The 25,687-nt window shown below is 48.5% G+C and carries 22 protein-coding genes; 21 read left to right on the plus strand and 1 reads right to left on the minus strand.

From position 1 onward, the window contains the following. The first annotated feature begins 239 nt into the window (after positions 1–239). The 10 genes from HPY31_RS08545 (at position 240) to HPY31_RS08590 (ending at position 10,260) form a co-directional block, all read left to right on the plus strand. Complete coding sequence (locus HPY31_RS08545; RefSeq protein ID WP_172140114.1) at positions 240–1,595, plus strand: acetyl-CoA carboxylase biotin carboxylase subunit; 1,356 nt, start codon at positions 240–242, stop codon at positions 1,593–1,595. 30 nt (positions 1,596–1,625) lie between these two features. Beyond that, positions 1,626–1,838 (plus strand): biotin/lipoyl-containing protein, encoded by a 213-nt coding sequence (locus HPY31_RS08550; RefSeq protein WP_015892116.1) that lies wholly within the window; start codon positions 1,626–1,628, stop codon positions 1,836–1,838. A 52-nt stretch (positions 1,839–1,890) separates the two neighbouring features. Beyond that, positions 1,891–2,790, plus strand: a complete 900-nt coding sequence (locus HPY31_RS08555; RefSeq protein ID WP_172140116.1) for a hydroxymethylglutaryl-CoA lyase — start codon at positions 1,891–1,893, stop codon at positions 2,788–2,790. 38 nt (positions 2,791–2,828) lie between these two features. Then, positions 2,829–3,602 (plus strand): enoyl-CoA hydratase-related protein, encoded by a 774-nt coding sequence (locus tag HPY31_RS08560; RefSeq protein WP_172140118.1) that lies wholly within the window; start codon positions 2,829–2,831, stop codon positions 3,600–3,602. 17 nt (positions 3,603–3,619) lie between these two features. Further along, positions 3,620–5,158 (plus strand): acyl-CoA carboxylase subunit beta, encoded by a 1,539-nt coding sequence (locus HPY31_RS08565; protein WP_172140120.1) that lies wholly within the window; start codon positions 3,620–3,622, stop codon positions 5,156–5,158. 171 nt (positions 5,159–5,329) lie between these two features. Continuing rightward, complete coding sequence (locus tag HPY31_RS08570; protein ID WP_172140122.1) at positions 5,330–6,295, plus strand: ketopantoate reductase family protein; 966 nt, start codon at positions 5,330–5,332, stop codon at positions 6,293–6,295. Continuing rightward, a complete protein-coding gene (locus HPY31_RS08575) occupies positions 6,292–6,690 on the plus strand; it encodes a DUF3397 domain-containing protein (RefSeq protein ID WP_172140124.1) in 399 nt (132 codons plus the stop codon). The genes HPY31_RS08570 and HPY31_RS08575 overlap by 4 nt, the downstream gene beginning before the upstream one ends. Positions 6,691–6,742: 52 nt before the next feature. Continuing rightward, complete coding sequence (locus tag HPY31_RS08580; RefSeq protein WP_172140126.1) at positions 6,743–7,300, plus strand: helix-turn-helix domain-containing protein; 558 nt, start codon at positions 6,743–6,745, stop codon at positions 7,298–7,300. A 123-nt stretch (positions 7,301–7,423) separates the two neighbouring features. Beyond that, positions 7,424–9,046 carry a bacillithiol biosynthesis cysteine-adding enzyme BshC gene (gene bshC / locus HPY31_RS08585; RefSeq protein WP_172140128.1) on the plus strand — a complete coding sequence of 541 codons (1,623 nt, stop codon included), beginning with the start codon at positions 7,424–7,426 and terminating at the stop codon, positions 9,044–9,046. A 161-nt stretch (positions 9,047–9,207) separates the two neighbouring features. After that, positions 9,208–10,260, plus strand: coding sequence for an S-layer homology domain-containing protein (locus tag HPY31_RS08590; protein WP_172140130.1), 1,053 nt, complete (start codon positions 9,208–9,210; stop codon positions 10,258–10,260). Between the two features lie 39 nt (positions 10,261–10,299). On the opposite strand, the gene HPY31_RS08595 is transcribed toward HPY31_RS08590, so the two are convergent. After that, positions 10,300–11,562: an APC family permease gene (locus HPY31_RS08595; RefSeq protein ID WP_172140132.1), complete on the minus strand. Its 1,263-nt coding sequence runs from the start codon at positions 11,560–11,562 to the stop codon at positions 10,300–10,302. A gap of 143 nt (positions 11,563–11,705) precedes the next feature. On the opposite strand from HPY31_RS08595, the gene HPY31_RS08600 reads away from it, so the two are divergent. The 11 genes from HPY31_RS08600 (at position 11,706) to spoVE (ending at position 25,658) form a co-directional block, all read left to right on the plus strand. Continuing rightward, positions 11,706–12,602, plus strand: coding sequence for a LysR family transcriptional regulator (locus tag HPY31_RS08600; RefSeq protein ID WP_253901739.1), 897 nt, complete (start codon positions 11,706–11,708; stop codon positions 12,600–12,602). An 83-nt stretch (positions 12,603–12,685) separates the two neighbouring features. After that, on the plus strand, positions 12,686–13,945 hold the full coding sequence (locus HPY31_RS08605; protein WP_016740718.1) for an adenosylhomocysteinase: 1,260 nt from the start codon (positions 12,686–12,688) through the stop codon (positions 13,943–13,945). A 151-nt stretch (positions 13,946–14,096) separates the two neighbouring features. Continuing rightward, entirely contained in the window at positions 14,097–14,528 is a 432-nt protein-coding gene (gene mraZ, locus HPY31_RS08610; RefSeq protein ID WP_007717680.1) for a division/cell wall cluster transcriptional repressor MraZ, read from the plus strand. 17 nt (positions 14,529–14,545) lie between these two features. Further along, the gene (gene rsmH, locus HPY31_RS08615) at positions 14,546–15,490 is read left to right on the plus strand and encodes a 16S rRNA (cytosine(1402)-N(4))-methyltransferase RsmH (protein WP_172140134.1); all 945 of its coding nucleotides are present in this window, start codon (positions 14,546–14,548) and stop codon (positions 15,488–15,490) included. Positions 15,491–15,523: 33 nt separating this feature from the next. Further along, positions 15,524–15,937, plus strand: coding sequence for a cell division protein FtsL (ftsL2, locus tag HPY31_RS08620; RefSeq protein ID WP_016740720.1), 414 nt, complete (start codon positions 15,524–15,526; stop codon positions 15,935–15,937). 95 nt (positions 15,938–16,032) lie between these two features. After that, positions 16,033–18,498, plus strand: a complete 2,466-nt coding sequence (locus HPY31_RS08625; protein WP_172140136.1) for a penicillin-binding protein — start codon at positions 16,033–16,035, stop codon at positions 18,496–18,498. Positions 18,499–18,562: 64 nt separating this feature from the next. Further along, positions 18,563–20,491 carry a stage V sporulation protein D gene (locus HPY31_RS08630; RefSeq protein WP_172140138.1) on the plus strand — a complete coding sequence of 643 codons (1,929 nt, stop codon included), beginning with the start codon at positions 18,563–18,565 and terminating at the stop codon, positions 20,489–20,491. A gap of 152 nt (positions 20,492–20,643) precedes the next feature. Continuing rightward, positions 20,644–22,122 (plus strand): UDP-N-acetylmuramoyl-L-alanyl-D-glutamate--2,6-diaminopimelate ligase, encoded by a 1,479-nt coding sequence (locus tag HPY31_RS08635; RefSeq protein WP_172140140.1) that lies wholly within the window; start codon positions 20,644–20,646, stop codon positions 22,120–22,122. A gap of 42 nt (positions 22,123–22,164) precedes the next feature. Beyond that, positions 22,165–23,136, plus strand: coding sequence for a phospho-N-acetylmuramoyl-pentapeptide-transferase (mraY, locus tag HPY31_RS08640; RefSeq protein WP_016740724.1), 972 nt, complete (start codon positions 22,165–22,167; stop codon positions 23,134–23,136). Further along, positions 23,133–24,497, plus strand: a complete 1,365-nt coding sequence (murD, locus tag HPY31_RS08645) for a UDP-N-acetylmuramoyl-L-alanine--D-glutamate ligase (protein WP_172140142.1) — start codon at positions 23,133–23,135, stop codon at positions 24,495–24,497. The genes mraY and murD overlap by 4 nt, the downstream gene beginning before the upstream one ends. A gap of 66 nt (positions 24,498–24,563) precedes the next feature. Further along, a complete protein-coding gene (spoVE, locus tag HPY31_RS08650; RefSeq protein ID WP_016740726.1) occupies positions 24,564–25,658 on the plus strand; it encodes a stage V sporulation protein E in 1,095 nt (364 codons plus the stop codon). Positions 25,659–25,687 lie beyond the last annotated feature (29 nt).

A 25,687-nucleotide genomic window follows, 5' to 3' on the forward strand; every position in this document is an offset into this window, starting at 1 on the left:
CCTTTTGGCCCCGCCCCTTTATTATACACGATGATTGGCTTTTCCGAAGTGTTTTTCTTTTTTTCTTGGAGGGATTGGCAGGAAATGATTTCGCTATCTTGGAAAAATTTAAAATTTCATCCTAGAACTATGATCGTTCTCGTGGCAAAATAGAAAGTAGCATCACATGATACAAACCAGGCAAACAATTTGGAAGCGCTTACGGTTGTAGTCGGTTTGTCAAAGAGGGGAGCGTTGCCATGAATAAGGTATTAATCGCAAACCGTGGTGAGATTGCCAGACGAATTATCCGTACATGCAAGGCAAGAGGAGTGGCTACGGTTGCTGTCTATTCGGATGCAGACAAGGATCTGCCGTTTGTACGTGAAGCAGATGAGTCCGTCCATATTGGTCCACCGCCCGTTCCACACAGTTATCTGAACGTAGAGGCCATTCTTGCAGCAGCGAAAAGCACCGGTGCCGATGCTATTCATCCAGGCTACGGTCTTTTGTCAGAAAACGAAGCTTTTGCTCGCTGCGTTCTGGAGGCAGGTCTCTTATTCATTGGGCCTACCCCCGAGGTCATCGGTCAAATGGGTGACAAGTTGACTGCCCGACGTATGATGGAGGCTGCGGGAGTACCAGTCGTTCCAGGGTGCGAACAGGCTATCGATTCTCCAGATGAAGCAGCTGTCATCGCGATGTCCATCGGATATCCCGTGATGCTCAAGGCCAGTGCTGGCGGCGGAGGAATCGGGATGCACATTTGTCGAGACGAGGCAGAGCTGCGTCAAGCGTACCAATCGGCGAAAGGTCGCGCAAAAGCGTATTTTGGAAACGATGCGATGTACATGGAGAAATACGTAGAACGCCCGCACCACATCGAAGTGCAAGTTGTCGCCGACCAGCATGGAAACGTCATCCACTTATTAGAACGGGAATGCTCCATACAGCGCAGACATCAAAAGGTGCTCGAGGAAAGCCCTTCGCCCTTTTTGAACACAGCAACGCGAGAGCTTCTGTGCGATGCAGCGGTTACAGCAGCGAAAGCAGTGGGCTACTCGGGTGTAGGAACAGTCGAATTTATCGTAGATGAGCAGAAAAACTTTTACTTCTTGGAAATGAATACACGCTTGCAAGTAGAGCATCCCGTGACAGAAGAAATGACGGGCATTGACCTCGTGTCGCTCCAACTGGACATTGCTGATGGTCATCCGCTGTCGATCAAGCAAGAGGACGTCAAAGCTCTGCGCCACGCGATTGAACTGCGTGTCTATGCGGAAGACCCTGTCACCTTCCTGCCATCGCCAGGGACGATTACGTTGTACCAGCCACCAGCATTTGAAGATGTACGAATTGATGATGGAGTAGAGACAGGTACACAAGTGACTCCTTTTTACGACCCGATGATTGCCAAGGTCATTGTATCTGGGGTGACAAGAGAAGAGGCTGTGCAACAGGCGCAGAAGGCTATGGATCATTTTCTGATTACTGGCATTAAAACAAACATTCCGTTTTTACAAGAAGTATTACAGGACGAACAATTCCGAGCAGGAAACTATACGACATGGTTCGTTACTGAGCGTAGAGCTGCGTCAAACACGGAAAAACGCTAATATCATGATATGTAAGGGAGAGAACCATCCATGAAGCAAGTAGCAGCCAATATGGCAGGAACCGTTATTAACGTCCTGGTGCAGCCAGGTGACGAGATCAATGAAGGACAAGACGTTCTTGTACTGGAATCGATGAAAATGGAAGTTCCTGTACAGGCTCAAGCCTCAGGCAAGGTTGTGGAAGTTAAAGCGAATATTGGCGATTTTGTCAACGATGGCGATATCATCGTCGTTTTGGAATAGGATTAGAATGCTTCTAAACTGAGCGACCGCTAGGCAAGGGAGGTGACTTGTTGTGCGTGTACAAATCGTGGAGGTCGGTCCTCGTGATGGGCTGCAAAATGAGAGCGCGATCGTTTCGGCAGCAGCAAAAATCACGCTGATTCAAAAGCTAATGGCAGCAGGCTTGAAGCGGATAGAAGCAAGTTCGTTTGTGAATCCGAAATGGATACCGCAATTAGCGGATGCTGACGAGGTCTTGCAGGGAATCAATCGCAGCCAAGGGGTAACGCTTAGTGCGTTGGTTCCTAATATTCGCGGTCTGGAGCGGGCGCGCCAAAGCGGACTGACAGAGATTGCCCTGTTCATGTCTGCTTCTGAAACGCATAATCAAAAAAATATCAATAAACCGATAGCAGACACGTATCCGATCCTGCGGGAGGTTGCCCAGGAAGCGCTGGCTCTCGGGATGAAAGTTCGCGGATATATCTCAACGGTATTCGGTTGTCCGTACGAGGGAAACGTTCCGCTAGAAAATAGCCGCAGGGTGACTGAGGCTCTGTTGGAAATGGGAGTGTACGAGATTTCTCTCGGGGATACGATTGGGGTTGCAACACCGAAGCAGGTTCATGAGGTCTTTGGAGAACTTGTGAAAGATGTTACGAACGAGCGCTTAGCCGCCCATTTCCATGATACGAGAGGAACGGGATTGGCGAACGTAGCAGCAGCGCTAGAGGAAGGAATCCGCATCTTTGACAGCTCAATCGGTGGCCTCGGCGGATGTCCGTATGCGCCAGGAGCTGCTGGCAACATTTCGACTGAAGATTTGGTCTACATGTTGCATGGAATGGACTATGAAACGGGCGTCGATCTCGAGAAGTTGATTGAAGCTGGTACGTATATTGGGCAGCAGTTGGGCAAAGAGCTCCCCTCAAAAGTGCTGCGGGCATCGCTCGCGAGCAAACCAGCTGGATGATCTGTATTTTCCACACATTCGCAAAGAGGGGATAAAAGATGACGGTTTCCCTGCAAAGAGAGGGCGCGATCGGCGTACTAACGCTTCAACGGCCAGAAGTTTTTAATTGCCTCAATCTTGAAACACTTGTGACTCTGCGCGGCTTGATCAGTGAAATCAGCCATGATCGTGACATCCGGACAGTCATTGTGACAGGTGCTGGTGACAAGGCGTTTTGCTCCGGGGCGGATTTGAGAGAGCGGCGCTCCATGTCACCACAGCAGGTCGATGTCTATATCCAAACGATTCGAGATACGTTCACAGAGCTGGAAAAGCTACCGAAACCAGTCATCGCGGCGATTAACGGGCTAGCACTGGGAGGCGGTACAGAATTGGCGCTGGCGTGCGATCTGCGAATCATGAGTGAACAGGCTCAGTTGGGATTAACGGAGACCTCGCTCGGGATCATCCCGGGTGCTGGTGGAACACAACGTTTACCTCGGCTAGTTGGAAAAGGCGTCGCCAAGGAACTGATTTTTACGGCAAGACGTGTATTTTCGGAGGAGGCACTGTCCATCGGGTTAGTCAATCGGATAGTTCCCGCTGATCAACTCATGGCGACAGCCATTTCTTTGGCCGAGCAAATTTCAGCGAATGCTCCACTTGCCCTAGCCCAAGCCAAGTTTGCCATCGATTGTGGAGGAGAGGTTGAGCTAGCAAGCGGACTTCAGATTGAAAGCAACGCGTACAAGCTGCTCGTCCCAACGAAAGACCGCCTAGAAGGACTCGCAGCTTTTCAAGAAAAACGAAAACCGATATACCGCGGAGAGTGACGAGGGGGATTACGCTGATGACCAAACATTTGGAAGACACATTGCACGAAAAAATCGCCCAAGTAGTGCAAGGGGGCGATGCCAAGTATCATGACAAGCTCAAGGAGCAAAACAAGCTGTTCGTTCGCGATCGCCTCAAGCTATTGTTCGATGACGAGTTCATGGTCGAGGATGGATTGTTCGCGAATGTCATGGCGGGCGATCTGCCGGCGGATGGAGTTGTGACCGCAATTGGCAAGGTTAATGGTCAAACTGTCTGCGTGATGGCCAATGATTCAACAGTGAAAGCTGGGTCCTGGGGATCGCGGACCGTCGAAAAAATTATTCGAATTCAAGAGACAGCCGAAAAAATGCGTGTTCCACTTCTCTACCTCGTCGATTCAGCAGGAGCGCGTATCACGGACCAATTGGAGATGTTCCCAGGCCGCCGGGGGGCTGGGCGAATCTTTTACAACCAAGTGAAGCTATCCGGCAAAATTCCACAAGTGTGCATTTTGTTTGGACCTTCTGCCGCTGGTGGCGCTTATATTCCGGCTTTTTGTGACATTGTCATCATGGTCGATAAAAACGCGAGCATGTACTTGGGCTCTCCGCGTATGGCGGAAATGGTGATCGGAGAAAAAGTGAGCTTGGAAGAGTTGGGCGGTGCACGCATGCATTGCTCCGTCAGCGGATGCGGCGACGTACTAGCGGCCAATGAGGAAGAAGCGATTCAAGCAGCGCGTAGCTATCTGCGTTTCTTCCCTGCGAACTATACATTGACGCCACCGACTGCACTGGCAAAAGCCCCTGTATCAACAGCGAAAGAAATCACGAGCATCGTGCCGGAGAACCAAAATGCAGCTTTCAATATGCATGATGTCATTACAGCATTGGTCGACGAGGATTCGTTCTTTGAGATTAAAAAATTATTTGCTCAAGAGCTGATTACCGGATTGGCACGTCTGGATGGCAAGCCTGTCGGAATCATTGCCAACCAGCCGCGTGTGAAGGGAGGAGTCTTGTTTGTCGATTCGGCTGACAAGGCGGCTCGATTCATCACACTGTGCGATGCGTTTTCCATTCCACTGTTGTTCTTGGCGGATGTTCCTGGCTTTATGATTGGGACAGCCGTAGAGCGGGCAGGCATTATCAGACACGGGGCAAAAATGATCTCTGCCATGGCGGAAGCAACGGTACCGAAAATATCCGTCATTGTACGCAAAGCGTATGGTGCCGGCTTGTATGCAATGGCCAGCTCTGCATTTGAACCAGATGCTTGCCTCGCACTGCCCGGTGCCCAAATCGCCGTAATGGGACCAGAAGCAGCCGTTAATGCCGTCTACAGTAACAAAATACAGGCGATTGAGGACTCGGCAGAGCGTCAAGCATTTATTCAGGAAAAACGTAGAGAATATCAGGAAGACATCGATCTGTACTTACTGGCTTCGAACTTGATTGTAGATGCTGTTATACCTCCAAGCGAACTGAGACGCGAATTAATCCAACGCTACGAGGTTTACAAGGAAAAGCGTCACGTTTTTTCGGACAGAAAGCATGCAGTTTATCCCGTATAAATCAGGGGTCAGGCTATCGTCAAAGGGCGATAGCCTTATTTTTTTACAAAGAATGTGTAAGGGCCTAGGAATATTTCGATAATTTCGATCTTTTTTTGTGGCAATCAATTGAACAATCCCGAAAACTCTGTTATTCTTGAAAAATAAGCATTGATTAATGTGGGTGAACAAATGCTGCTAGAACCAATGATGTGTCAGGTGGTAGTGGTAGGTGGCGGGTCTGTCGGGTTGCTGTATGCAGCGAGGCTCGCACTTGCTGGACAACCTGTCACGATTGTCACACGCAGTTCACTCCAGGCGAATCAGCTAAATGAACGCGGGCTCAGCTTTCAAAAGCTGAATGGCGAGACAGTCACTGTTTCCGTCACCGCGAGCCCCATTGAAGAAGGCTTGCCTGAAGGGAATCTGTATCTGTTAACTGTAAAGCAGCCGGATTTGCATAGCGTGCTTCCAGCCTTACGCGGGTTAGATCCCAAGGCAAGAGTGATCGCTTTGCAAAATGGCATGGGTCATTACGAATTGCTTCGAACCGTTTTAACGGAGACACAGTGCTTCTTTGCGATTAATACGGAAGGGGCAAGGAGATTGTCGCCTACAGAAGTCGTGCATACCGGTACAGGTACTTTGCGCGTAGGCTCTTGGGAGACTTCTGATTGCAATGATCCACTGATTCGCACATTTGTTGAGTGGGCAATATCAACAGGCATGGAGGCTGTCTATGAAAAGGCAATACAGCCCTTCGCTTGGCGCAAGCTCATCGCAAATGCTCTGATCAATCCGTTAACCGCGCTTTTTGAAATCCCAAATGGTGCTCTCCTCGAAAATTCACATACGCAACAGCTCATGCGTGCTTTATTTGTAGAAGCAGCTACAGTGGCTGCGTATGCCGGACAAAAAATCGAGGATGCAGACTTGCAGGAAATTGTCTCCATTTGCCGAAATACTTCCCGTAATCTTTCCTCCATGCTGCAGGATATTAAGAAGCGCAGACCGACTGAAGTGCAGTCTATCAACGGCTATCTCGTCCAAGTAGGACAAAAGGCCGGGATTCCGACACCGCTGCACGAAACCTTGCTTCGCGTTATCCTTCTTAAGTCAGACATGGGAATACGGAAGGAGGGAGGCGACAGTAGATGACCTTTTTGGCGAATGTCTGGGCCTATTTGTGGGGGACGCTGACGGTTGTGCCGTTTCTCGGATTTCCGATCGTTTATTTCATCTTGTATGGGATGACGCGGAACAAGAAATTGGCAGGCCGCTTCGCGATAAATATCACGAATCTTTTGGTGATTCGTTCTGCCGTTTCCACTTACGAACTGATTTGGCCCGAGGCATTTTCCGCTTGGTGGTGGGTATTCTGCTTTTACCTGGTGGTAACCATACTCCTTGGGTGGGTACAGATGAAGTTGAAGGGGCGGCTCTCTCTCAAAAAGGTAGGATTTTCAGCCTGGCGATTGTCGTTTCTCTGGTTTGGAATCGTCTACATAGTGCTGTTTACGACCGGAATTATCAAAACGATGGGTGTCGTGTAAAGCACTGTTGATACATATCGTATTTATTCCGATAAGAAAGAAGGTTGGAACTATGCGACTTCCCATCGAGACCATCGGTCATAAGATTCGAATGATTCGGAAAGAACGCGGCTTTACCTTGGAAATTATGGCTGGCAAGACAGGGTTAAGCAAAGGTTTGCTGAGCCAAGTAGAGCGTGGAATTTCGCAGCCGTCACTGGATTCGCTGTGGAAAATCACCAAAGCTCTGGAGTCACCCATCATTCATTTTTTCGAAGATATTGATCAAAAGCAGGTGCATGTGACTCGCTTGCAAAAACGCAGACAACTGGTCTTTCCTGAATCGACGGGCACTTATTCGCTACTGTCGATGGGAGGTAGTGCCAAGCTGGGGATGCTGGAAGTGCGACTGATGCCTGGAGAAATGGCTGTTGACAAGTTCGTGCAGTCAGAGGGAGAAGAGTGCTTCACGGTCATCACTGGAAGTGTGACAGCACGCTTCAACGATGAAGAGCATGTATTGGAAGCAGGAGACAGTATTTCATTTGACAGCAGCAAAACACACGCAATCGAAAATACAGGAGAGACGGAAGCGGTGTTAATCTGGTCCGTCAACCCTCCGCAATTTTAATGCAAGCGCAAACAAGCTTGTATTACACTTTGACAACCCATTAGAGTGGGTTGTCTTGTTTTTTGTGGCTGTGGAGCATGTTATAATTTGGGGTGACCATGGCCCGAAGAAAGGTGAGCTTGCATGAATGTTGAATGTCTCGCGCTTCCATTGGCGAATCCGCTGGCACAGGAGTACCAGCAGCAAAATGCCTCTGCATTACAGTTTTTTGCGCATAATCCCTACCGTGAACAGTCCTACCGAGATCGCGTGGAATGGCTTCAAAGTCAATCCTATCCTCACCGGAACCAGCTCGTGGAAGGCTTATATCATTTTAATAAAGAGATGGGTACCCACCCTGAAGCACTGAAAAATATCGAGTTGCTCAAACAGCCGGACACCTATGTGGTCATCGGCGGTCAGCAAGCGGGAGTTCTGGGGGGACCACTCTATACGGTCAACAAAGCTGTTCATCTGATCCAGGCAGCGAAGAGGTTGTCTGATGAGCTTCAGGCGAACGTCATTCCGGTGTTCTGGATTGCTGGCGAAGACCATGACATCGATGAGATCGATCATGTGTACTGGGGAGCGGACGATGGAAAGCGCCTGCATAAAGAGCGACTGGCTCTGAACAAAAAGGGCCGCCAATCGGTAAGTACGCTATCCTTGGACCCTGAGCTGTGTACGCAGTTCCTGGAGAAATTTTTCCAGGGACAAACAGAGACTACCGAAACCGAACAGATTCGTGAGTTGCTGACGCAGACTGCGGCAGATTCGCGTACAGTCGCAGAGTGGTTTGCTCGTTTGATGGCAAAATTGTTTGGCAAGCACGGTCTTGTTCTGGTTGAATCCTCGTTGCCGTTCGTTCGTGAGCTACAGCAACCCATTTTTTCACAGATCATTGAAAATAATGAGCAATTGACGAAGGTGTTGTTGCGGGCAGCGGATCGGATTTCAAGTGCTGGCTATCCGCTTCAATTGCAAGTGGAAGAGCATCAGGCCAATCTGTTCGTCTATGAGGGCGATGATCGCTTGCTGCTGGAACGTCACGGAGAGCGCTTCATTAATCGGAGACGTGCTTACAGTCGCGATGAATTGCTCAAGCAGGTCGCAGATTCCCCTGAGCGTTTTAGTACAAATGTTGTAACCCGTGGGTTAATGCAGGAGCATCTGTTTCCTACGCTTGCCTTCGTTGGAGGTCCGGGCGAGATTTCGTATTGGGCGTTTTATCGGGAGGTATTCGAGCTATTCGGGATGCAGATGCCGATCGTATTGCCTCGTATGTCCATTACCCTTGTGGAAGGTGCTCAACTGAGACTGCTAGATAGCTTGGGGCTTTCTGTTGAACGAGTATTGACTGATTTCACCGCTTGGAAAACCGAGTGGTCCAAAAACCAGGCGCCACATCCACTGGAGCAGCAATTCGCTTTGGCACGGGAGTCGATGATGTCGATCTATCGTCCGTTGGTAGAGGAAGTCGTTTCTTTGGATGGCGGATTACGTGGTCTGGCTGAGAAAAATAGTAAGCTGCTGTTAGAGCAAGTCTCCTTTTTGGAAGAGCGTCTGATTCGTTCGCTACAGCAAAAGGATGACGTAGAGCATGTGCGCGTCCAACGAATTGAGACCGCTTTGTTGCCCGAAGGTGGACTGCAAGAAAGAAAGCATTCGTTTTTCCCGTTTGCAAATAAGTATGGTCTTGGTTTGATTGATCGATTAGTAGATGCGCCATTCGTGCATGATGGTACTCATCAACTTTATTACCTGTAAAATACAGCGCAAAATAGCCGGATCGTCCAAGAAGTGGACCCGGCTATTTTTTTATTGTTAAAGTTGATGGAAAACTTTTCTATATATTATGCCGAAACTTTTCCGACAAATTCTGCGTATTAGTAGTAATGGATTGTTTTTGGGGAAAGGTGGTACTCGGGATGCAGATTACATTAAAACAAATCGGGAAAAAAGCCACTCTATTAGTTGTTAGCTTGTCGGTTTTACTGACGGGCATAGCAACCGTAGGAATGAAAAAGGCCGACGCACGGGAAGAATACGTGGCCAATTCCCCTGCATTTATCGACACAAATGGACATTGGGCGGCAAAGGAAATAGGGATTGCTACCAAAAAAGGATTGATCAAAGGTTTTCCCGACGGAACCTTTAAGCCAGAGCAAACGGTGTCGCAAGAACAGTTTTTATCCCTGATTGAACGCGTCATACCTTCCTTCACAGGCCATGAGCCTGAAAGCTATATCAAAGAGACCTACTTGCAGGCTGCTGCGGGACGTTGGTCGGAAAAAACCTATCACCATTTAGCTTCAGCGGGTATTATGCCATCAGGGAAACCGACGGATAGCATGACGCGGTTGGAAGCGGCAAGAACCTTGCTGGCAGCCATCGGACATCAATCAGAAGGGGAAAAATATCGAGGAACGACTGCGAAATTTTTCGCGGATCTTTCGGTCGAAAATGAAACACAGGTGATGACGGTCTACCCTGCCTACAAAATGGGAATTTTGGCAGGCTTTCCAGATGGAAGCTTCCGTCCTGATGACAAAATCAACAGAGCACAGGCAGTCGTCCTGTTAAATCGTTTGGAAACAAAAATCGACGAGCTGTACCCTGGCAATGTATCGGAGAGCGAGAAAAAGGCAATGACACAAGCAGTCTCGTCATTTGTAGGTGACGTGATGGATAAGCAAAAGATTCGTCGCTATGATGACTTGGTCGCATATGTAAAGAAAAACAATCTGGCTGTGAGCGAATCGTTTTTACGCGAGCATTTTTCGTTTATGCAGTATGAAGTGTATGATTATGTCCGGTTTCCGCAGTTTAATGAGCTGATGTACTTTGCCAAAATCGGAATGAATAAATATAGAATGACCGTTCAATATTACGCAGGAGATTTGGGCGGAAGTGTTGATCGTACGTTTTACCTCTTCTCGAGTGATGGCAAAACGTTTCGACTGATTGGAAAAGATGAATAAGAAAAGAAGGCTGGGACATGACCCCAGCCTTCTTTTATTTCAGGTATGACGTTTTTGGCAGATAAAAAGAACGAGTGCAATCACAAGCGGATAGAGAGCGGACCACCCCAAAAAAGGATAGAGTCCTACTGTACAGACGAGAGAAGTCCAGGAAGCGATTCTGCCTACGCGACTATTGCGCAAGAGCCGGACCCCTGCTAGACACCCGCCGATGTAAGTCGCAAAAAAGGTAGCATTGGGCAGCTCGATGAGTCTCGACAAGTCGATCACGTCGAAATAGAGTACGCCAAGAACGACGACAAAACAAAGGGAGAGAAATAGAAGTCCGCCGGTTGGTGTCCGGTATTTGGCGTGGAGAGTGCCAAACCAGAGAGGAGCGATCTTTTCTTGGGCCAACGAATAGGCGATACGCGACGCAGCTCCAATGTAAGCGTTGGCTGTTGCGATACAAATGAACAAGGCGGTTACAGCTACAATCCACCCGCCGATCGGTCCTAAGGAGAGTTGAACCATGACACTGAGCGAGGCAGCCGAGATACCGCCTCCGTAGCTATGCGTAGCCACAGTCATAAAGGCTACGGCAAAATACAACAGAGCGACGATTCCCGCACTCCACAAAACACCGCGGATCGCGTTTTTTGCAGGATCGACGAATTCCTCTGAGAGATGCGTCACGGCTTCCCACCCAATGAAGCACCAGAACATCAGACCTGCTGCTTGCACGACACTGAACCAACCATTTGGCAAAAAAGGGGTAAAGTGAGTGACAGAGGCATGCGGAATGCTGGCGACAACGGCCAAAATCAGAATCGTGATAATCAGCGAGACAACAATGGTTTGGACACGTGCAGCTACATGCAAGCCTACAACATTCATCATAAGGACAGCGAGAAGAAGCAGACCAGCCGCCACATAAACTTGCGACTCACTCCAGTTCAGCAGGATCGCCATGTAGTTAGCCCCTGTCACACTCAGAATCGGTGCGCCAATCGGGACAGACAAGAGAAAGAACCAGCCAACCATGTTTCCGAATCGATCTCCGTACGCTGTCCGTACAAATGTAGAGACTCCGCCTGAGCTCGGATAACGAGCAGATAACAGCCCCATCGTAATGGCCATGGGCAGGACGAGAATAGACATGACGAGCCAAGCTAAAATGGAAGCAGGACCAGCCTTCTCAGCTGCGAGTCCAGGGATGAGCAATACGCCGGAACCGATCACCGCCCCGATGTATAAGGCGACGATCTGCGGAAGTCGCAGTGTTTTAGCTAGACCGGGGGCTTGCGTGGATAATTTCCCCATAGGTTGATCCCTCCCTTTTTTACTTACCTTGTCGTTGATAACTGAAGTGTAGCATAGACATAATTATCGGAGTTATCTATAATATTAGATGATTCAAATCGATTTTTCCGATGAAATGAGGGGGGAATCTGGACACTCGTTATTTGCAAACCTTCCGTGAAGTAGCAAAATGCCAAAGCTTTACTCGTGCAGCAGAAGTGTTGGGCTACGCGCAGTCGAGTGTGACGACCCAAATTCAAAATCTGGAGTCGGAGTTCGGTGTCAGCCTATTCGAGCGTTGGGGCAAAAAGATCAGGCTTACCCATGCAGGCGAAGTGCTTCTCGGCTACAGCGAACAGCTACAAGCCGTATTAGATGAGGCAAAAGCGAATCTGTCAGAGCAAGCGCAACTGGCAGGAACGTTGCGTATCGGAACAGTCGAGTCATTGGCAGCCTTTTATTTACCCCCTTATTTGCAAAAGTTTCGCTTGGAGCAGCCGCGTATGCGGATCATGCTTGCACCGGGCATCTGCCAAGACTTGAGGCAGGGAGTAAAGGAAGGGAAGTTCGATTTCGCTTTTGTGCTCGATTGGTTACAAGATCAATCTGAGCTGGAAAATGTCGTTTTAGGTGAGGAAAAACTAGTTGTTGTTGCTGCCCCTACCCATCCGCTTGTGAAAAAAGAGAAGGTAGAAACCCATGATTTTACCGGGGAAACGTGGATTTTTACAGAAAAGGGATGCAGCTACCGAGGGATGATGGAATCGGTGTTGCGTGAAGCCGGGGCCACCGTAGAATCTTCTTTTGAATTTGGCAGTCTGGAAGCGATTAAACAATGTGTGGCCTATGGTTTAGGAATTGCGTTACTTCCGAAAATTGTCGTACAAGAAGAAGTAAAAAATGGTACACTAGTAATACTCTCGTTTTCCCATCCGAATATCCGTGTTTTCCGACAGTTGGTCTACCATAAAAAGAAATGGATGCCGCAGGCTTTGTTGCGCTTTTTGGAGCTACTTACAGTAGAAAATACAGAGCGTAGACTGCCGCTATTAGGAAAATAATTGGAAAAACTGATGATGGTTGAACTTGCGTATGATATGATAGACAAGGTTGCTTTATGAGATAAAAGGAGGTCCATCCGTACATGAACACAGTATCTGAAAGCATCGTAAAAGATATGGCGTTGGCGCACAACGGCCATCTGAAAATTGATTGGGTAAAAGAACACATGCCTGTCTTAAACCGCATTCGTGAGCGCTTTGAAAAAGAGCAGCCGTTTGCAGGCCTGAAAGTTGCGATCTCCTTGCACTTGGAAGCAAAAACAGCTTATCTGGCAAAAGTAGTTCAAGCTGGTGGAGCTGAAGTAACCATTACCGGTTCCAACCCGCTGTCCACGCAAGATGATATTTGCGCAGCATTGGTGGAAGACGGTATCCGCGTATTTGCGAAATACAATCCAGATCCTGCTGAGTACAAAGAGCATCTGATTAAAACGCTGGAAACTCGTCCTGACCTGATCATTGATGACGGTGGCGACCTGATCACGATTTTGCACAGCGAGCGCCGTGATCTGCTGTCTCAAGTGCGCGGTGGTGCAGAAGAAACGACAACAGGTATTTTGCGCCTGAAAGCGTTGGAGAAAGAAGGCAAGCTGGAGTTCCCGATGGTTGCCGTAAACGATGCATTCTGCAAATACTTGTTCGACAACCGCTATGGTACGGGTCAATCCGTATGGGATGGTATCAACCGTACAACAAACCTCGTAGTTGCTGGTAAAACAGTTGTGGTAGCTGGCTATGGCTGGTGCGGTAAAGGTGTAGCAATGCGTGCAAAAGGTTTGGGCGCAAAAGTAATCGTAACCGAAATCGACCCAATCAAAGCGGTAGAAGCTTACATGGATGGATTTGAAGTAATGCCAATGCTCGAAGCTGCGAAGCATGGTGACTACTTCGTAACAGTGACAGGTAACCGCGATATCATCAGCAAAGAGCATTTTGCTGTGATGAAAGATGGCGCAATCTTGTCCAATGCGGGTCACTTTGATGTCGAAGTAAACAAGGTCGATCTGAATGCGATGTCGACTTCTTCCCGTATTGTGCGTAAAGATATTGAAGAATTTGTCTTGACTGATGGTCGAAAAGTGTATCTGCTCGCAGAAGGCCGCCTCGTAAACCTGGCTGCTGGCGACGGACATCCGGCTGAAATCATGGATATGACCTTTGCTTTGCAAGCGGTATCCTTGGCTTATGTCAATGAACAGTACAAAAACATTGGCAAAAAAGTGCTGAACGTACCATTCGAGCTGGATCAAATGGTGGCTCAGTACAAGCTGGAAGCTCTGAACATCGGAATCGACAAATTGACAGATGAGCAAAAATCCTACCTGGAAAGCTGGGTCGAATAGTTCCTCGAATCCCGTCTTTTCCCGGCAAAAAAATATGCGAAAAAATCCTGCTTACAAACGCAGGATTTTTTTTTATAATAACAAATAGGTATTAGGTGGGGAAAAGTGGGGGAAAGTGGAGCCAACCGACAGGAAAGTGGGGGACCAGGGCGTGTTCATGGGGGAATATCAGCACAGCATCGACGAAAAAGGCCGCCTGACGATCCCAGCCAAATTCCGTGAAGGGCTCGGTACTTCCTTTGTTATAACCCGCGGCCTAGACCAATGTTTGTTTGCTTATCCGCAAGATGAGTGGAAACAACTAGAGGAAAGACTCAAGTCTCTCCCATTTACAAAAGCAGATGCTCGCGCATTTACACGATTTTTCTTTTCAGGTGCCACCGAATGCGAGTGGGACAAGCAGGGAAGGGTAAACATACCACCCAATTTACGTGAGCATGCAGGCATGCAAAAAGAATGTGTGATCATCGGGGTATCAAACCGTGTAGAGGTATGGAGCAAGGAACGCTGGGAAGATTATTTTGCCCAGTCAGAAGGCTCTTTTGGAGAAATTGCCGAAAAACTGGTTGATTTTAATTTGTAGCAGCGAGAAGAACAGGAGTGACGACATTGTCGTTTCATCACGTAACCGTTTTGATGGATGAAGCTGTCCAAGGGCTAAATATTCGTCCTGGAGGCATTTATGTAGACTGTACACTCGGCGGAGCTGGGCATAGCAGTTTGATTGCTTCCAAGCTGACGGAGGGCGGTCGACTTATCGCCATCGATCAGGACGACTGGGCACTGGATAATGCCCGTGAAAGACTCGCTTCCTATATGGACAGAGTCACGCTGGTAAAGAGCAACTTCCGCCATATCAAAGACATTGTGAAAGATTTAGGCTTGTCTGGTGTAGACGGGGTGTTATTTGACCTCGGGGTATCCTCTCCACAATTGGACGAGGGAGAGCGCGGCTTCAGCTACAATGCCGATGCGCCCTTGGATATGAGAATGGACCAGCAAGCGCCATTGTCCGCCTATGACATTATCAATGAGTGGGATGAAGAAGAGATTGCCAAGATCATTTGGTTGTACGGAGAAGAGAAATTTTCCCGCCGAATTGCCCGGCAAATCGTTCAACAACGGAAGAAACAGCCGATCCAAACAACAGGTGAACTCGTTGAGTTGATTAAGGAAGGAATTCCTGCAGCTGCGCGTCGTACCGGACCCCATCCGGCGAAGCGTACCTTTCAGGCAATTCGGATCGCTGTCAATGATGAATTGGATGCATTCAAAGAGGCCGTCGTCGATGCAATTGAGGTTTTGAATCCAGAGGGTCGCGTAAGTGTCATTACGTTTCATTCCTTAGAGGACAGAATCTGCAAGCAAATTTATCAAGACTTTTCAAAAGGGTGCACGTGCCCGCCAGCTTTTCCGATTTGCACATGCGGAAATCAAGCGGTAGTAAAAGTCATTACAAGAAAGCCGATTTTGCCATCAGAAGAAGAATTAGAAGCAAACAAACGTGCACGATCAGCTAAACTACGGGTAGCGGAGAAGCTGTAGACCGGGATCGACGAGAAAGGGGAGGGAGAAGCGATGAGTTATTACTACCGAGGGAATTTAGCTATGGAGCTGGAACAACAATCCCGCTCTGTAACGAAAACAACAAAGCGCACGGTCCGAATCAAGCCAACGATTCCGACCGGAGAAAAATTGCTGTATCTCTTATTTATCTCGTTAACCGTCGTCGGCTTGGGTCTAGTGGGTGTCCGCTACTCGCAAATTTCCCAGTTGAATTACGAAATCCAGAGCACGAAACATGATAACCGTGTGACTGCTGAAAAAAATGCAACGTTGAAATTGCAAATTGAACAAATGACCAACCGGGATCGCCTGCAAAAAGAAGCAGAGAAGCAGGGGATGGTATACAATCCAGCAGCTGTACATACGATCGGGAATCCAGAAGTACAGGCGAGTTCTCTGCCAAAACCACAACCTAAAAAACCTTAAATGTTACTGCGCCTTATGTGCGGTAACATTTTTTCTTAGCTGGGCCAGTTGGCTTAGGGAGCGGGCGATCTTTGATGCGATGGAGTTGAATGGAGATGGAATGGAAGCGAAAAGTAAATTGGCGAATTCTCATGGTAGCCTTATGTACGATTTTGATTTTTTCGACGTTGAGTTTTCGAATCTACTGGCTTCAGACCGTCAAAGCTACCGATATCATGGGGACGGCTCAAGAGCAGTGGGACAGGCAGCAAGTCTTACAGCCGAAGCGCGGGGCGATCTATGATCGAAACGGCGAGATTTTGGCGTATAACGGGAAGGCATACACGGTAAACGCAAAACTGAAGCCGCGCAATGATAAAGACGAAGATTTTGTGAAAGATCCATACTACACAGCGAATATGCTGGCTCCTATTTTGAATGCACCGGTTCCAGAATTAGTGAGGAATTTGACAAAGCCGAACAAAGTCGTGGAATTGGGACGCTACGGGCAAAAGATCAGTGAAGAGCAAAAGAACCGAATTCTAAATTTGCAATATCCGACACTGCCAAGTGGTGAGAAGCTCAAAAAGAATCAGCTCCCAGGAATCTATTTGACTGAAACGACTCGCCGGGTTTATCCGAATAACGCCTTCGCTTCCCATGTGATCGGTTACCTTGACTTGTATGATGAACCGAAAATGGGGATCGAGCTGCAATTTAACGAAAAATTGGCTGGCCAAAAGGGACATATTGCCTACCAAAAGGATCGCGCAGGCTACCAGCTGCCAGACGGAGAAGGGGAGTACACTCCAGCAATAGACGGCGTAGATGTATATCTCACCATTGATCGCCAGATACAGGATTATGTAGAACAAGCCCTTGATAAGGTGGAACAGCAGTACAAGCCGCAGGGCATGACGGTCATTGTAGCCGACCCGCAAACGGGCGAGGTATTGGCGATGGGCAACCGCTCGACGTTTAATCCGAATACATACTACAACGGGATTGAAAACTACAACAACCATGCGGTCACCACGATGTTTGAGCCGGGCTCTACGTTTAAGATTATTACGCTAGCGGCAGCGATTGAAGAAAAAATGTTTAATCAGAATGAAACCTATCAATCAGGTGCTTACACCATCAAGGGGCAGATTCCGATCCGTGACCACAACAATGGTGCCGGATGGGGAACAATCAGCTTTTTAGAAGGGGTTCAGCGATCTAGTAACGTATTGTTCGTTAAGTTGGGTTATGAACGGTTGAAGCTGGAGGGTCTAAAGAAATACTTCAAAAAATTCGGGATGGGTCAAAAAACCGGAATTGAGCTTCCTTACGAAAAAGAAGGGAATTTAATCAACCTGTATAAACCTCGGTCACCACGTGACTGGGCTGCAACAACGTATGGTCAAGCAGCGACGGTTACGGCGATCCAGCAGGTTGCCGCTGTGGGGGCGATCGCGAATGGAGGAGAGCTTCTAAAACCTCATATTTTAAAAGAAATGCGTGATCCTCACACAGGAGCCGTTGTCGAACGCACGAAACGTGAGGTTGTGGATCGGGTCGTAAGCGAAGCGACTGCAAAACAGACACGCGACATTTTGGGCAAGGTTGTCTCAGAAAGACCTGGAACTGGTACACTATATCAAATCGAAGGGTATCAAGTCGCAGGAAAGACGGGAACTGCACAAAAATATAATCCTAACAATGGGAAAATTTTGGAAGGTCGTTACGTGGTTTCCTTCATCGGTTTTGCGCCAAAAGACAATCCGAAGCTGTTGGTTTATGTTGTCATTGACGATCCGAAAACAGATGCATGGTATGCATTGTGGGGCCAAATGATGCTTGCGCCGATGTTTACAACGATCATGGAGCGCAGCCTGCAATATTTGCAGCAGCAGCCTGATCTGTCGGTAGTTAAGAGTACTGAGAAACAGACGCCGAAAAAAGAAGTACAGGCAGCGCTGGCATCCTCACCAGCTACACAGAAGACATTGCCTAAGTTTGAAGGGATGTCCACCACAGCTGCACAATTGCGGGCGAAGCAGGACGATTTGAAGGTTACGGTAGCCGGAACAGGTACGAAAATCGTCAAACAGTATCCCGAAGCTTATAATCAGGTCGTTCCAGGTGAACAGATCATCCTTGTAACGGACAGGGTAAAAGGAACGAAGATGCCTGACTTCAAAGGAAAATCATTACGGGACGTCATGGAGTTCACCTCTTTGATCAATCTCGCAGTGAAATCGACTGGAACTGGCTTCGTCGCCCAACAAAGTATTCCTCCGGGAACGGTGCTCCAGGGTACAGAGCTGCTTCAGGTGACGTTGCAATCTGTGTCGGAACCACCTGTACCGGCAACACCTCCTTCTAGTCAGGAGGGCAGCACAGTGCCTGCTACAACAACGCCGAACAATACAGGAGCGAATCCTCCTACAAATCCAACAGGAGGAAATAATCCGGCTCCACCATCTTCCGGTCAGCAAACCGGGCAAGGTGGAGCAGCACAGCCGCCAGCTTCTGGACAGGCACCACCTCCTGACAAACCAGGAGACCAATCAACGCAAACACCGACAACTCCATAGTTCTAACTAGTCCCCCCTGCGAATAAGGTTAAGAAGAGACAACCTATTTGAGGGGGGACTCGCTTTGCGGGTATCCAATGCTACTGTACGCCGTCGCATTTTTATCATCTTGATTGTAGGAGTCGTTTTGTATTCGGCACTTGTCACCCGTTTGGGTTATGTTCAATTGATAGAAGGACCGAAACTCTCGCAGATGTCAGATGAACTTCTTAAACGGGAGATTAAATTTCAACCCAATCGCGGTCGCATTTTAGACAGAAGCGGTAATGAGCTCGTGACGAATATGACAGTACCCACGCTGGTATCGGTAGGGGCGCAAATCAAAGACCCGAAAGAAACAGCGAGACAGCTCGCAGTCATTTTGGAGCAAAAAGAAGAAGATGTATTTCGTGCCATTACGAAAAAAGTAATGAGCAACAACCAGATTCCAGGTGGAAGAAAACTGTCTGTTGAAAAGGCGAGGAAAATACAAGAATTGAATTTGCCAGGGATATACTTGGCAGGGGATACGAAGCGTTTTTACCCGAACGGAACGATGGCAGCCCATATACTTGGTTTCACAGGCGTTGACAATCAAGGCTTGACAGGGCTTGAAAAAATTTATGATCCCTTCTTGAAGGGGACAGAGGGACATATCTCATTTCCGTCAGATGCCAAAGGGCGCGTACTGCCGGGTGGAACCGAAGACTACGTAGCACCCGTGAATGGGATGGACATGTATTTAACCCTCGACAGTGCCATCCAATCGTTTATCGAACGCGAGCTGGATCAAGCGGTGGTCGCTTATCAGCCAGATGATGTTCTGGCGATCGCGATGAATCCAAAGACAGGAGAAATATTGGGTATGGGGAGTCGCCCGACTTTTCAACCGGATGCGTACAGGGACTATCCTTCTGAGGTGTACAATAGAAATCTCCCTATCTGGAAAACATACGAGCCTGGTTCCACATTCAAAATTGTGACACTGGCTGCTGCTTTAAACGAAGGCGTTATCAATCTGAACGAAGGCTTCTACGATCCGGGATTCATCAACGTGGCAGGGAAGCGATTGCGTTGCTGGAAGCGTCAGGGACATGGGCAGGAAACGATGCTGGAAGTGGTAGAGAATTCTTGTAACCCTGGCTTCGTGACGATGGGCCAGCGTTTGCAAAAAGAACGACTTTTTGACTACATCAAAAAATTTGGCTTCGGACAAAAGACAGGGATCGATTTGATTGGAGAAGAAAATGGGCTGTTATTCAACTTGAATAAAGTGGGACCGGTAGAGCTGGGGACGACTTCTTTCGGTCAAGGGGTTTCGGTAACGCCGATCCAACAAATGGCCGCGGTCTCAGCCGCCATTAATGGTGGCAAACTTATGAAGCCGTTTGTCGCCAAAGAATGGCGGGATAGTGTGACACACGATGTCGTTGCCAGGACTTTGCCGACAGAGGTTCGACAGGTGATTACTGAGGAGACCTCGGCTAAAGTTCGGCATGCGCTGGAAAGTGTGGTCGCGCAAGGAACGGGAAATAAGGCATTTATTGAAGGGTATCGGGTAGGAGGTAAGACGGGAACCGCGCAAAAAGTAAAAAATGGCCGTTACGTCGATGGCGAATACATCGTGTCGTTTATCGGGTTTGCGCCGGCTGATGATCCACAGCTCGTCGTATATTTCGCTGTAGATAATCCGAAAGCACTGGCGTTTGGTGGATTGATTGCTGCCCCGAGTGTAAAAAGTATCATGGAATCCTCCCTACAGCATTTGAATGTACCCAAACGAAAAGATGGCATTCCCAAGGAAATTAACAAAGCACAGGGAGAAAGGGCGCCAATCGAAGTACCAAACATGGTCGGACAATCCATGAGAGACGTAGTGACAACGTATGATACTCTGCCGCTAGTCGTTTCAGGTAAAGGTCAGTACGTCATCCAGCAGTCCCCAGCACCTGGAGTGAAAATTGATGAGGGCGGAAAAATTCGCATATACCTTGGTGACAAATCGACCAATTAGCTATAAAATGAGATTTCGAAGGCGGAGGGGAGTAGGCTTGTCTACGTTCGCTCTGCCTTTGTTCATCAAGACTGCGCCTAAATGATCGGCGTAGCCAAGTACAAATGTTCAAATTTCTGTCTATACTAGTTGGAGAATGGGGTGCCTGTTTCATGTTTCTACGGGATCTGCTCATGCCTTTGTTGCCAGTAACGGTTTCGGGGGATGACAGCATGGAGATTACGGGTTTGACAGCAGACTCGCGCCAGGTAAAGCCCGGCTACTTGTTTGTCTGTCTAACTGGATATACCGTGGATGGACATACGTTCGCGGCCCAGGCGGTGAAGAATGGTGCCGTCGCCGTGTTATCCGAACAAGATCTGGACGTGCCAGCGACTATTGTCAAAGTACCGGATACCCGGCGGGCAATGGCTATGCTGGCTGATCGTATTTTCGGATCTCCCACGAAAGAAGTAAAAGTCATTGGCGTAACCGGGACAAATGGAAAGACGACCACAACGCATCTGATCGACAAAATTTTGCGCGATCAAAGCAAGCAAACAGGCTTAATCGGAACGATCCATATGAGAATTGGAGACGTTACGGAGGAAGTCAAAAATACGACTCCTGATGCCATAGATTTGCAAAGAAGCTTTCGTCGCATGTGCGATGTAAACACAGACTATGCGATTATTGAGGTTTCCTCTCATGCATTGGAGCTGGGAAGAGTCCGCGGTTGCGAAATCCATACAGCGGTTTTTACCAACCTGACGCAGGATCACCTCGACTACCATAAAACGATGGAAAACTATCGCTACGCCAAATCATTGTTGTTTTCCCAGCTAGGCAACGGCTATGACACAGACCGACTAAAAACAGCTGTACTGAATGCCGATGATGAGGCGTCCGAATTATATGCCACCGTTACACCGGCGCGAGTCATTACATACGGCATCGATCAACCAGCAGATGTAAGGGCAAAACAAATCGAAATCACAAGTAAAGGAACTTCTTTTACAGTCGAAAGCTTCGCTGGCAGTGCGCGTCTGAACTTGAAGCTAATGGGAAAGTTCAATGTGTATAACGCTTTGGCAGCCATCGCGGTTACACTCGCAGAAGGTATTCCACTCGAAGAGATCAAGGCGAGCCTGGAAGAGGTAGCGGGCGTTAATGGGCGATTTGAGTCAGTAGATGCTGGTCAGCCGTTTGCGGTGCTCGTCGACTACTCCCACACACCAGACAGCTTGGAAAATGCATTGATGACTGTTAAGGAATTTGCCCGTGGCAACGTATTTTGCATTGTAGGCTGCGGAGGCGACAGGGATCGAACCAAACGCCCAATCATGGCGCAAATTGCAACGAAATATGCTGATCTGACCGTCTTAACATCAGATAATCCACGCTCGGAGGAGCCACAGGCGATTCTCGATGACATGCTGGCTGGTTTGTCAGAAGTGGCACCTGATCGTTATACGGCACTGACAGACCGGCGTGAAGCCATTGCCCACGCAGTTTCGCTTGCAAAGCCGGACGATGTGATCTTGATCGCCGGAAAAGGACACGAAACGTATCAAATTATTAAAGACCAGGTGTTGCCCTTCGATGACCGTGAAGTTGCGCGCGAAGCGATTGCCCGGTACAACCAAGAATAGAACAGATGCCACACACTGCATCGAAAGAAAGGAGGCTCGGGCATGTTCGTTGACAACGTCCTAATCGTCACGATCGTCGCTGCGTTTCTCATCGCCGTACTCATTGGCCCATTGTTTATTCCCTTCCTTCGCCGCCTGAAATTTGGGCAGGCAATTCGTGAGGAAGGACCGCAATCCCATTTTAAGAAGGCTGGAACTCCCACCATGGGAGGCACCATCATTCTTTTGGCACTCATATTTACCGTGTTGAAGTTTGCCAATGCGAAAATGGAAATTTACTTCCTGTTATTGGTGACCCTCGGATACGGTTTAATCGGGTTTTTGGATGATTTCATCAAAATCAAGAAAAAACGCAACCTCGGGTTGACTGCCAAACAGAAGTTTGCAGGTCAGATTGTCTTGGCCATCGGGGCTTATATTTTGCTGCTTATGATGGGGCATGACACGTCTATCCATCTGCCTGGTACACCTTGGAAGCTGGAGCTTGGCTATTTTTACTTCCCATTCCTGTTGTTCCTCTTGGTAGGTACAACGAATGCCGTTAACATCACAGATGGATTGGATGGACTATTGGCAGGGACGGGAGCGATTGCTTTTGGTGCTTATGCGATCATCGCATGGTTTGGTCAAGATTATGACACGGCTATTTTTAGTGCGGCTGTTGTAGGTGGGGTACTTGGCTTCCTTGTCTTCAATGCGCATCCGGCACGCGTCTTCATGGGTGATACGGGTTCACTTGGACTTGGTGGAGCGCTCGCGGGAATTGCAATCATGACCAAGACGGAATTACTTTTGGCTATTATCGGTGGGGTATTCGTTGTCGAGACGCTCTCTGTTATTATGCAGGTGGTCTCCTTTAAGACACGTGGAAAACGTATTTTCCGTATGAGTCCCCTTCATCATCATTTTGAATTAACAGGCTGGTCAGAGTGGCGCGTGGTTGTCACGTTTTGGCTCGTCGGTATTTTCTTTGCTGGATTGGGTGTATACCTTGAGGTGGTGACAATCAGATGATGCGTTTTCATAATAAGCATGTCGTCGTTATTGGTATGGCAAAGAGCGGTGTCGCAGTGGCAAAACTGCTACACCGCTTTGGTGCTCATGTCGTCGTAAATGATAAAAAGCCACGTGAAGAAGCGGTCGGGGTAGAAGAGCTGGAATCGTTGGGGATTCCGGTCATTTGTGGTTATCATCCCGATGATCTCATTCATGAAGGCGTATCCCTTGTGGTCAAAAATCCGGGGATTCCGTATGAAGCAGCACCCGTTAAGCAGGCGCAGGCACTCGGTATTCCTGTTGTGACGGAGGTGGAGCTGGCCTCCCAGATTGCCAAGGCACCGATTATCGGTATTACAGGCTCCAATGGCAAGACTACGACTACGACGCTCGTCGGACTAATTTTCAAAGAAGCGGGTCTGGATGCGAAGGTAGGAGGAAACATTGGGACCGTATTGTGCGGCCTAGCGGAGGAAGCTGGTCCCGACGAATGGCTCGTTGCCGAATTGAGTAGCTTCCAACTGATGGGGACGAGAGAGTTTCGCCCGCATATCGGTGTTTTGCTCAATCTGTATCCTGCTCATTTGGATTACCATCACACCATGGAAGAGTATTTGGCAGCCAAACTGAAAATGTTTGCCAACCAAACGGCAGATGACGCAGCTATTTTGCCATATGACCAACCAGAGATCGTAGAAAAATGCAAAGACCTCCCTGCATCCATCTACTACTTTAGCAAGAGTCAAGAGGTGCCAAAGGGAGCTTTTGTCAAGGATGGTTTGATCCTGTTTGCGGATGGGAATGGGAATACAGAGCCAATCGTTGCGATCGCGGATATTACCGTTCCTCATTTGGACAACGCACTGGCAGCGATTCTGGTTGCGAAGCTCGCAGGCGCGGACAAGCAATCTATTGTACAAGTTCTTACTACCTTTCCAGGGGTAGAGCACCGGATGGAGTTCGTGGATTCGATTCGCGGTGTCAAATACTTCAATGATTCAAAAGCGACCAACCCGGAAGCGGCATCGCGCGCTTTGCAAGCGTGCAAGGAGCCGGTCGTATGGATTTGCGGTGGGCTGGATCGTGGTGTTGATTTTCGGGAACTGCTGCCCGTGATCCAAGGTCGGGTAAAAGCAGTCATCGCTCTCGGGCAAACGGCTCCGATTTTACTGGAACGTGCGCAGGAAGCAGGGATTAAGGAGCGTATCCATGTCGATACTGTGGAAAAAGCCGTTCTTGCTGCTTCCCAGTTGGCCGAATCAGGTGATGTGGTCTTACTGAGCCCTGCTTGTGCGAGTTGGGACATGTTTCCTTCGTTTGAGACAAGGGGGAGCATGTTTAAGGACGGCGTGCATAGACTTAAAACAAGCCTAGCATAACGTCCCACTGGTACCATCACGAATATGACAAAAGCGGGACGGCATGAGAAAGGATGACCTGGCACAATGAGCAAGGTACGCTCTGCCCCCGACTTCGTAATTATTTTTGCAACACTTTTTTTATTGGGAATTGGCATCGTGATGGTGTATAGCGCCAGCGCGATCGTGGCGCAAAAGCCGCCGTTTTCCGATCCGTATTTTTTCGCCAAGCGGCAACTGATCTTCGCTCTGTTAGGGATTACATCCATGTACATTACGATGAATATCGATTACTGGGTGTGGAAGCAATGGGCCAAGCCAGGGTATTTGGTAAGCATCGGTCTGTTGATTCTGGTTTTGATCATCGGAATCGAAGTAAATGGCTCGAAAAGCTGGCTTGGTTTCGGCGCTTTTGGAATTCAACCAGGGGAATTTGCGAAACTGGGGGTCGTTGCATTCCTGGCGAAGTGGCTCTCAGATAATCAGAAGCAAATTGTCTTGTTCCGAAAAGGTCTTATGCCTGCCTTGGGAATTCCCGTTCTGTGTTTTGGGTTGATCATGCTGCAACCGGATTTGGGAACCGGAACGGTTTTGATGGGAACTGCCGTCGTTATGATTTTTGCGTCAGGTGCCCGGATTAGTCATTTTGTCGGATTGGGAATGATCGGAGTTGTTGGCTTCATCGGCTTGGTTTTGTCAGCACCTTATCGAATCAAAAGGATTACGTCCTTCCTCGATCCGTGGTCTGATCCGCTCAATACGGGCTATCAAATCATCCAATCCCTTTACGCAATAGGTCCCGGCGGTTTGTTGGGTCTTGGCCTTGGACAAAGCAGACAGAAGCATCTGTACTTGCCTGAGCCTTACAATGATTTTATTTTCTCGATTGTCGCGGAGGAGCTGGGCTTTATCGGAGGCACGCTCATTCTCCTGCTATTCCTCCTCTTGTTGTGGAGGGGGATGCGAACGGCAATTACGGCTCCAGATCTGTTCGGAAGCCTGCTTGCACTAGGGATCATTGGCATGATTGCCATCCAGGTTGTCATCAATATTGGTGTTGTGACAGGGATGTTTCCGGTGACAGGAATCACGTTGCCGTTCCTTAGCTACGGTGGTTCATCGCTGACACTGATGCTCACTGGTGTAGGTGTCTTGTTGAACATCTCTCGTTTTTCTCGATAACAGAAACCTCAACAGGAGTACGCAATAAG

The sequence above is a fragment of the Brevibacillus sp. HB1.3 genome, from assembly GCF_013186635.1.
Classification (GTDB): Bacteria; Bacillota; Bacilli; order Brevibacillales; family Brevibacillaceae; genus Brevibacillus; species Brevibacillus brevis_D.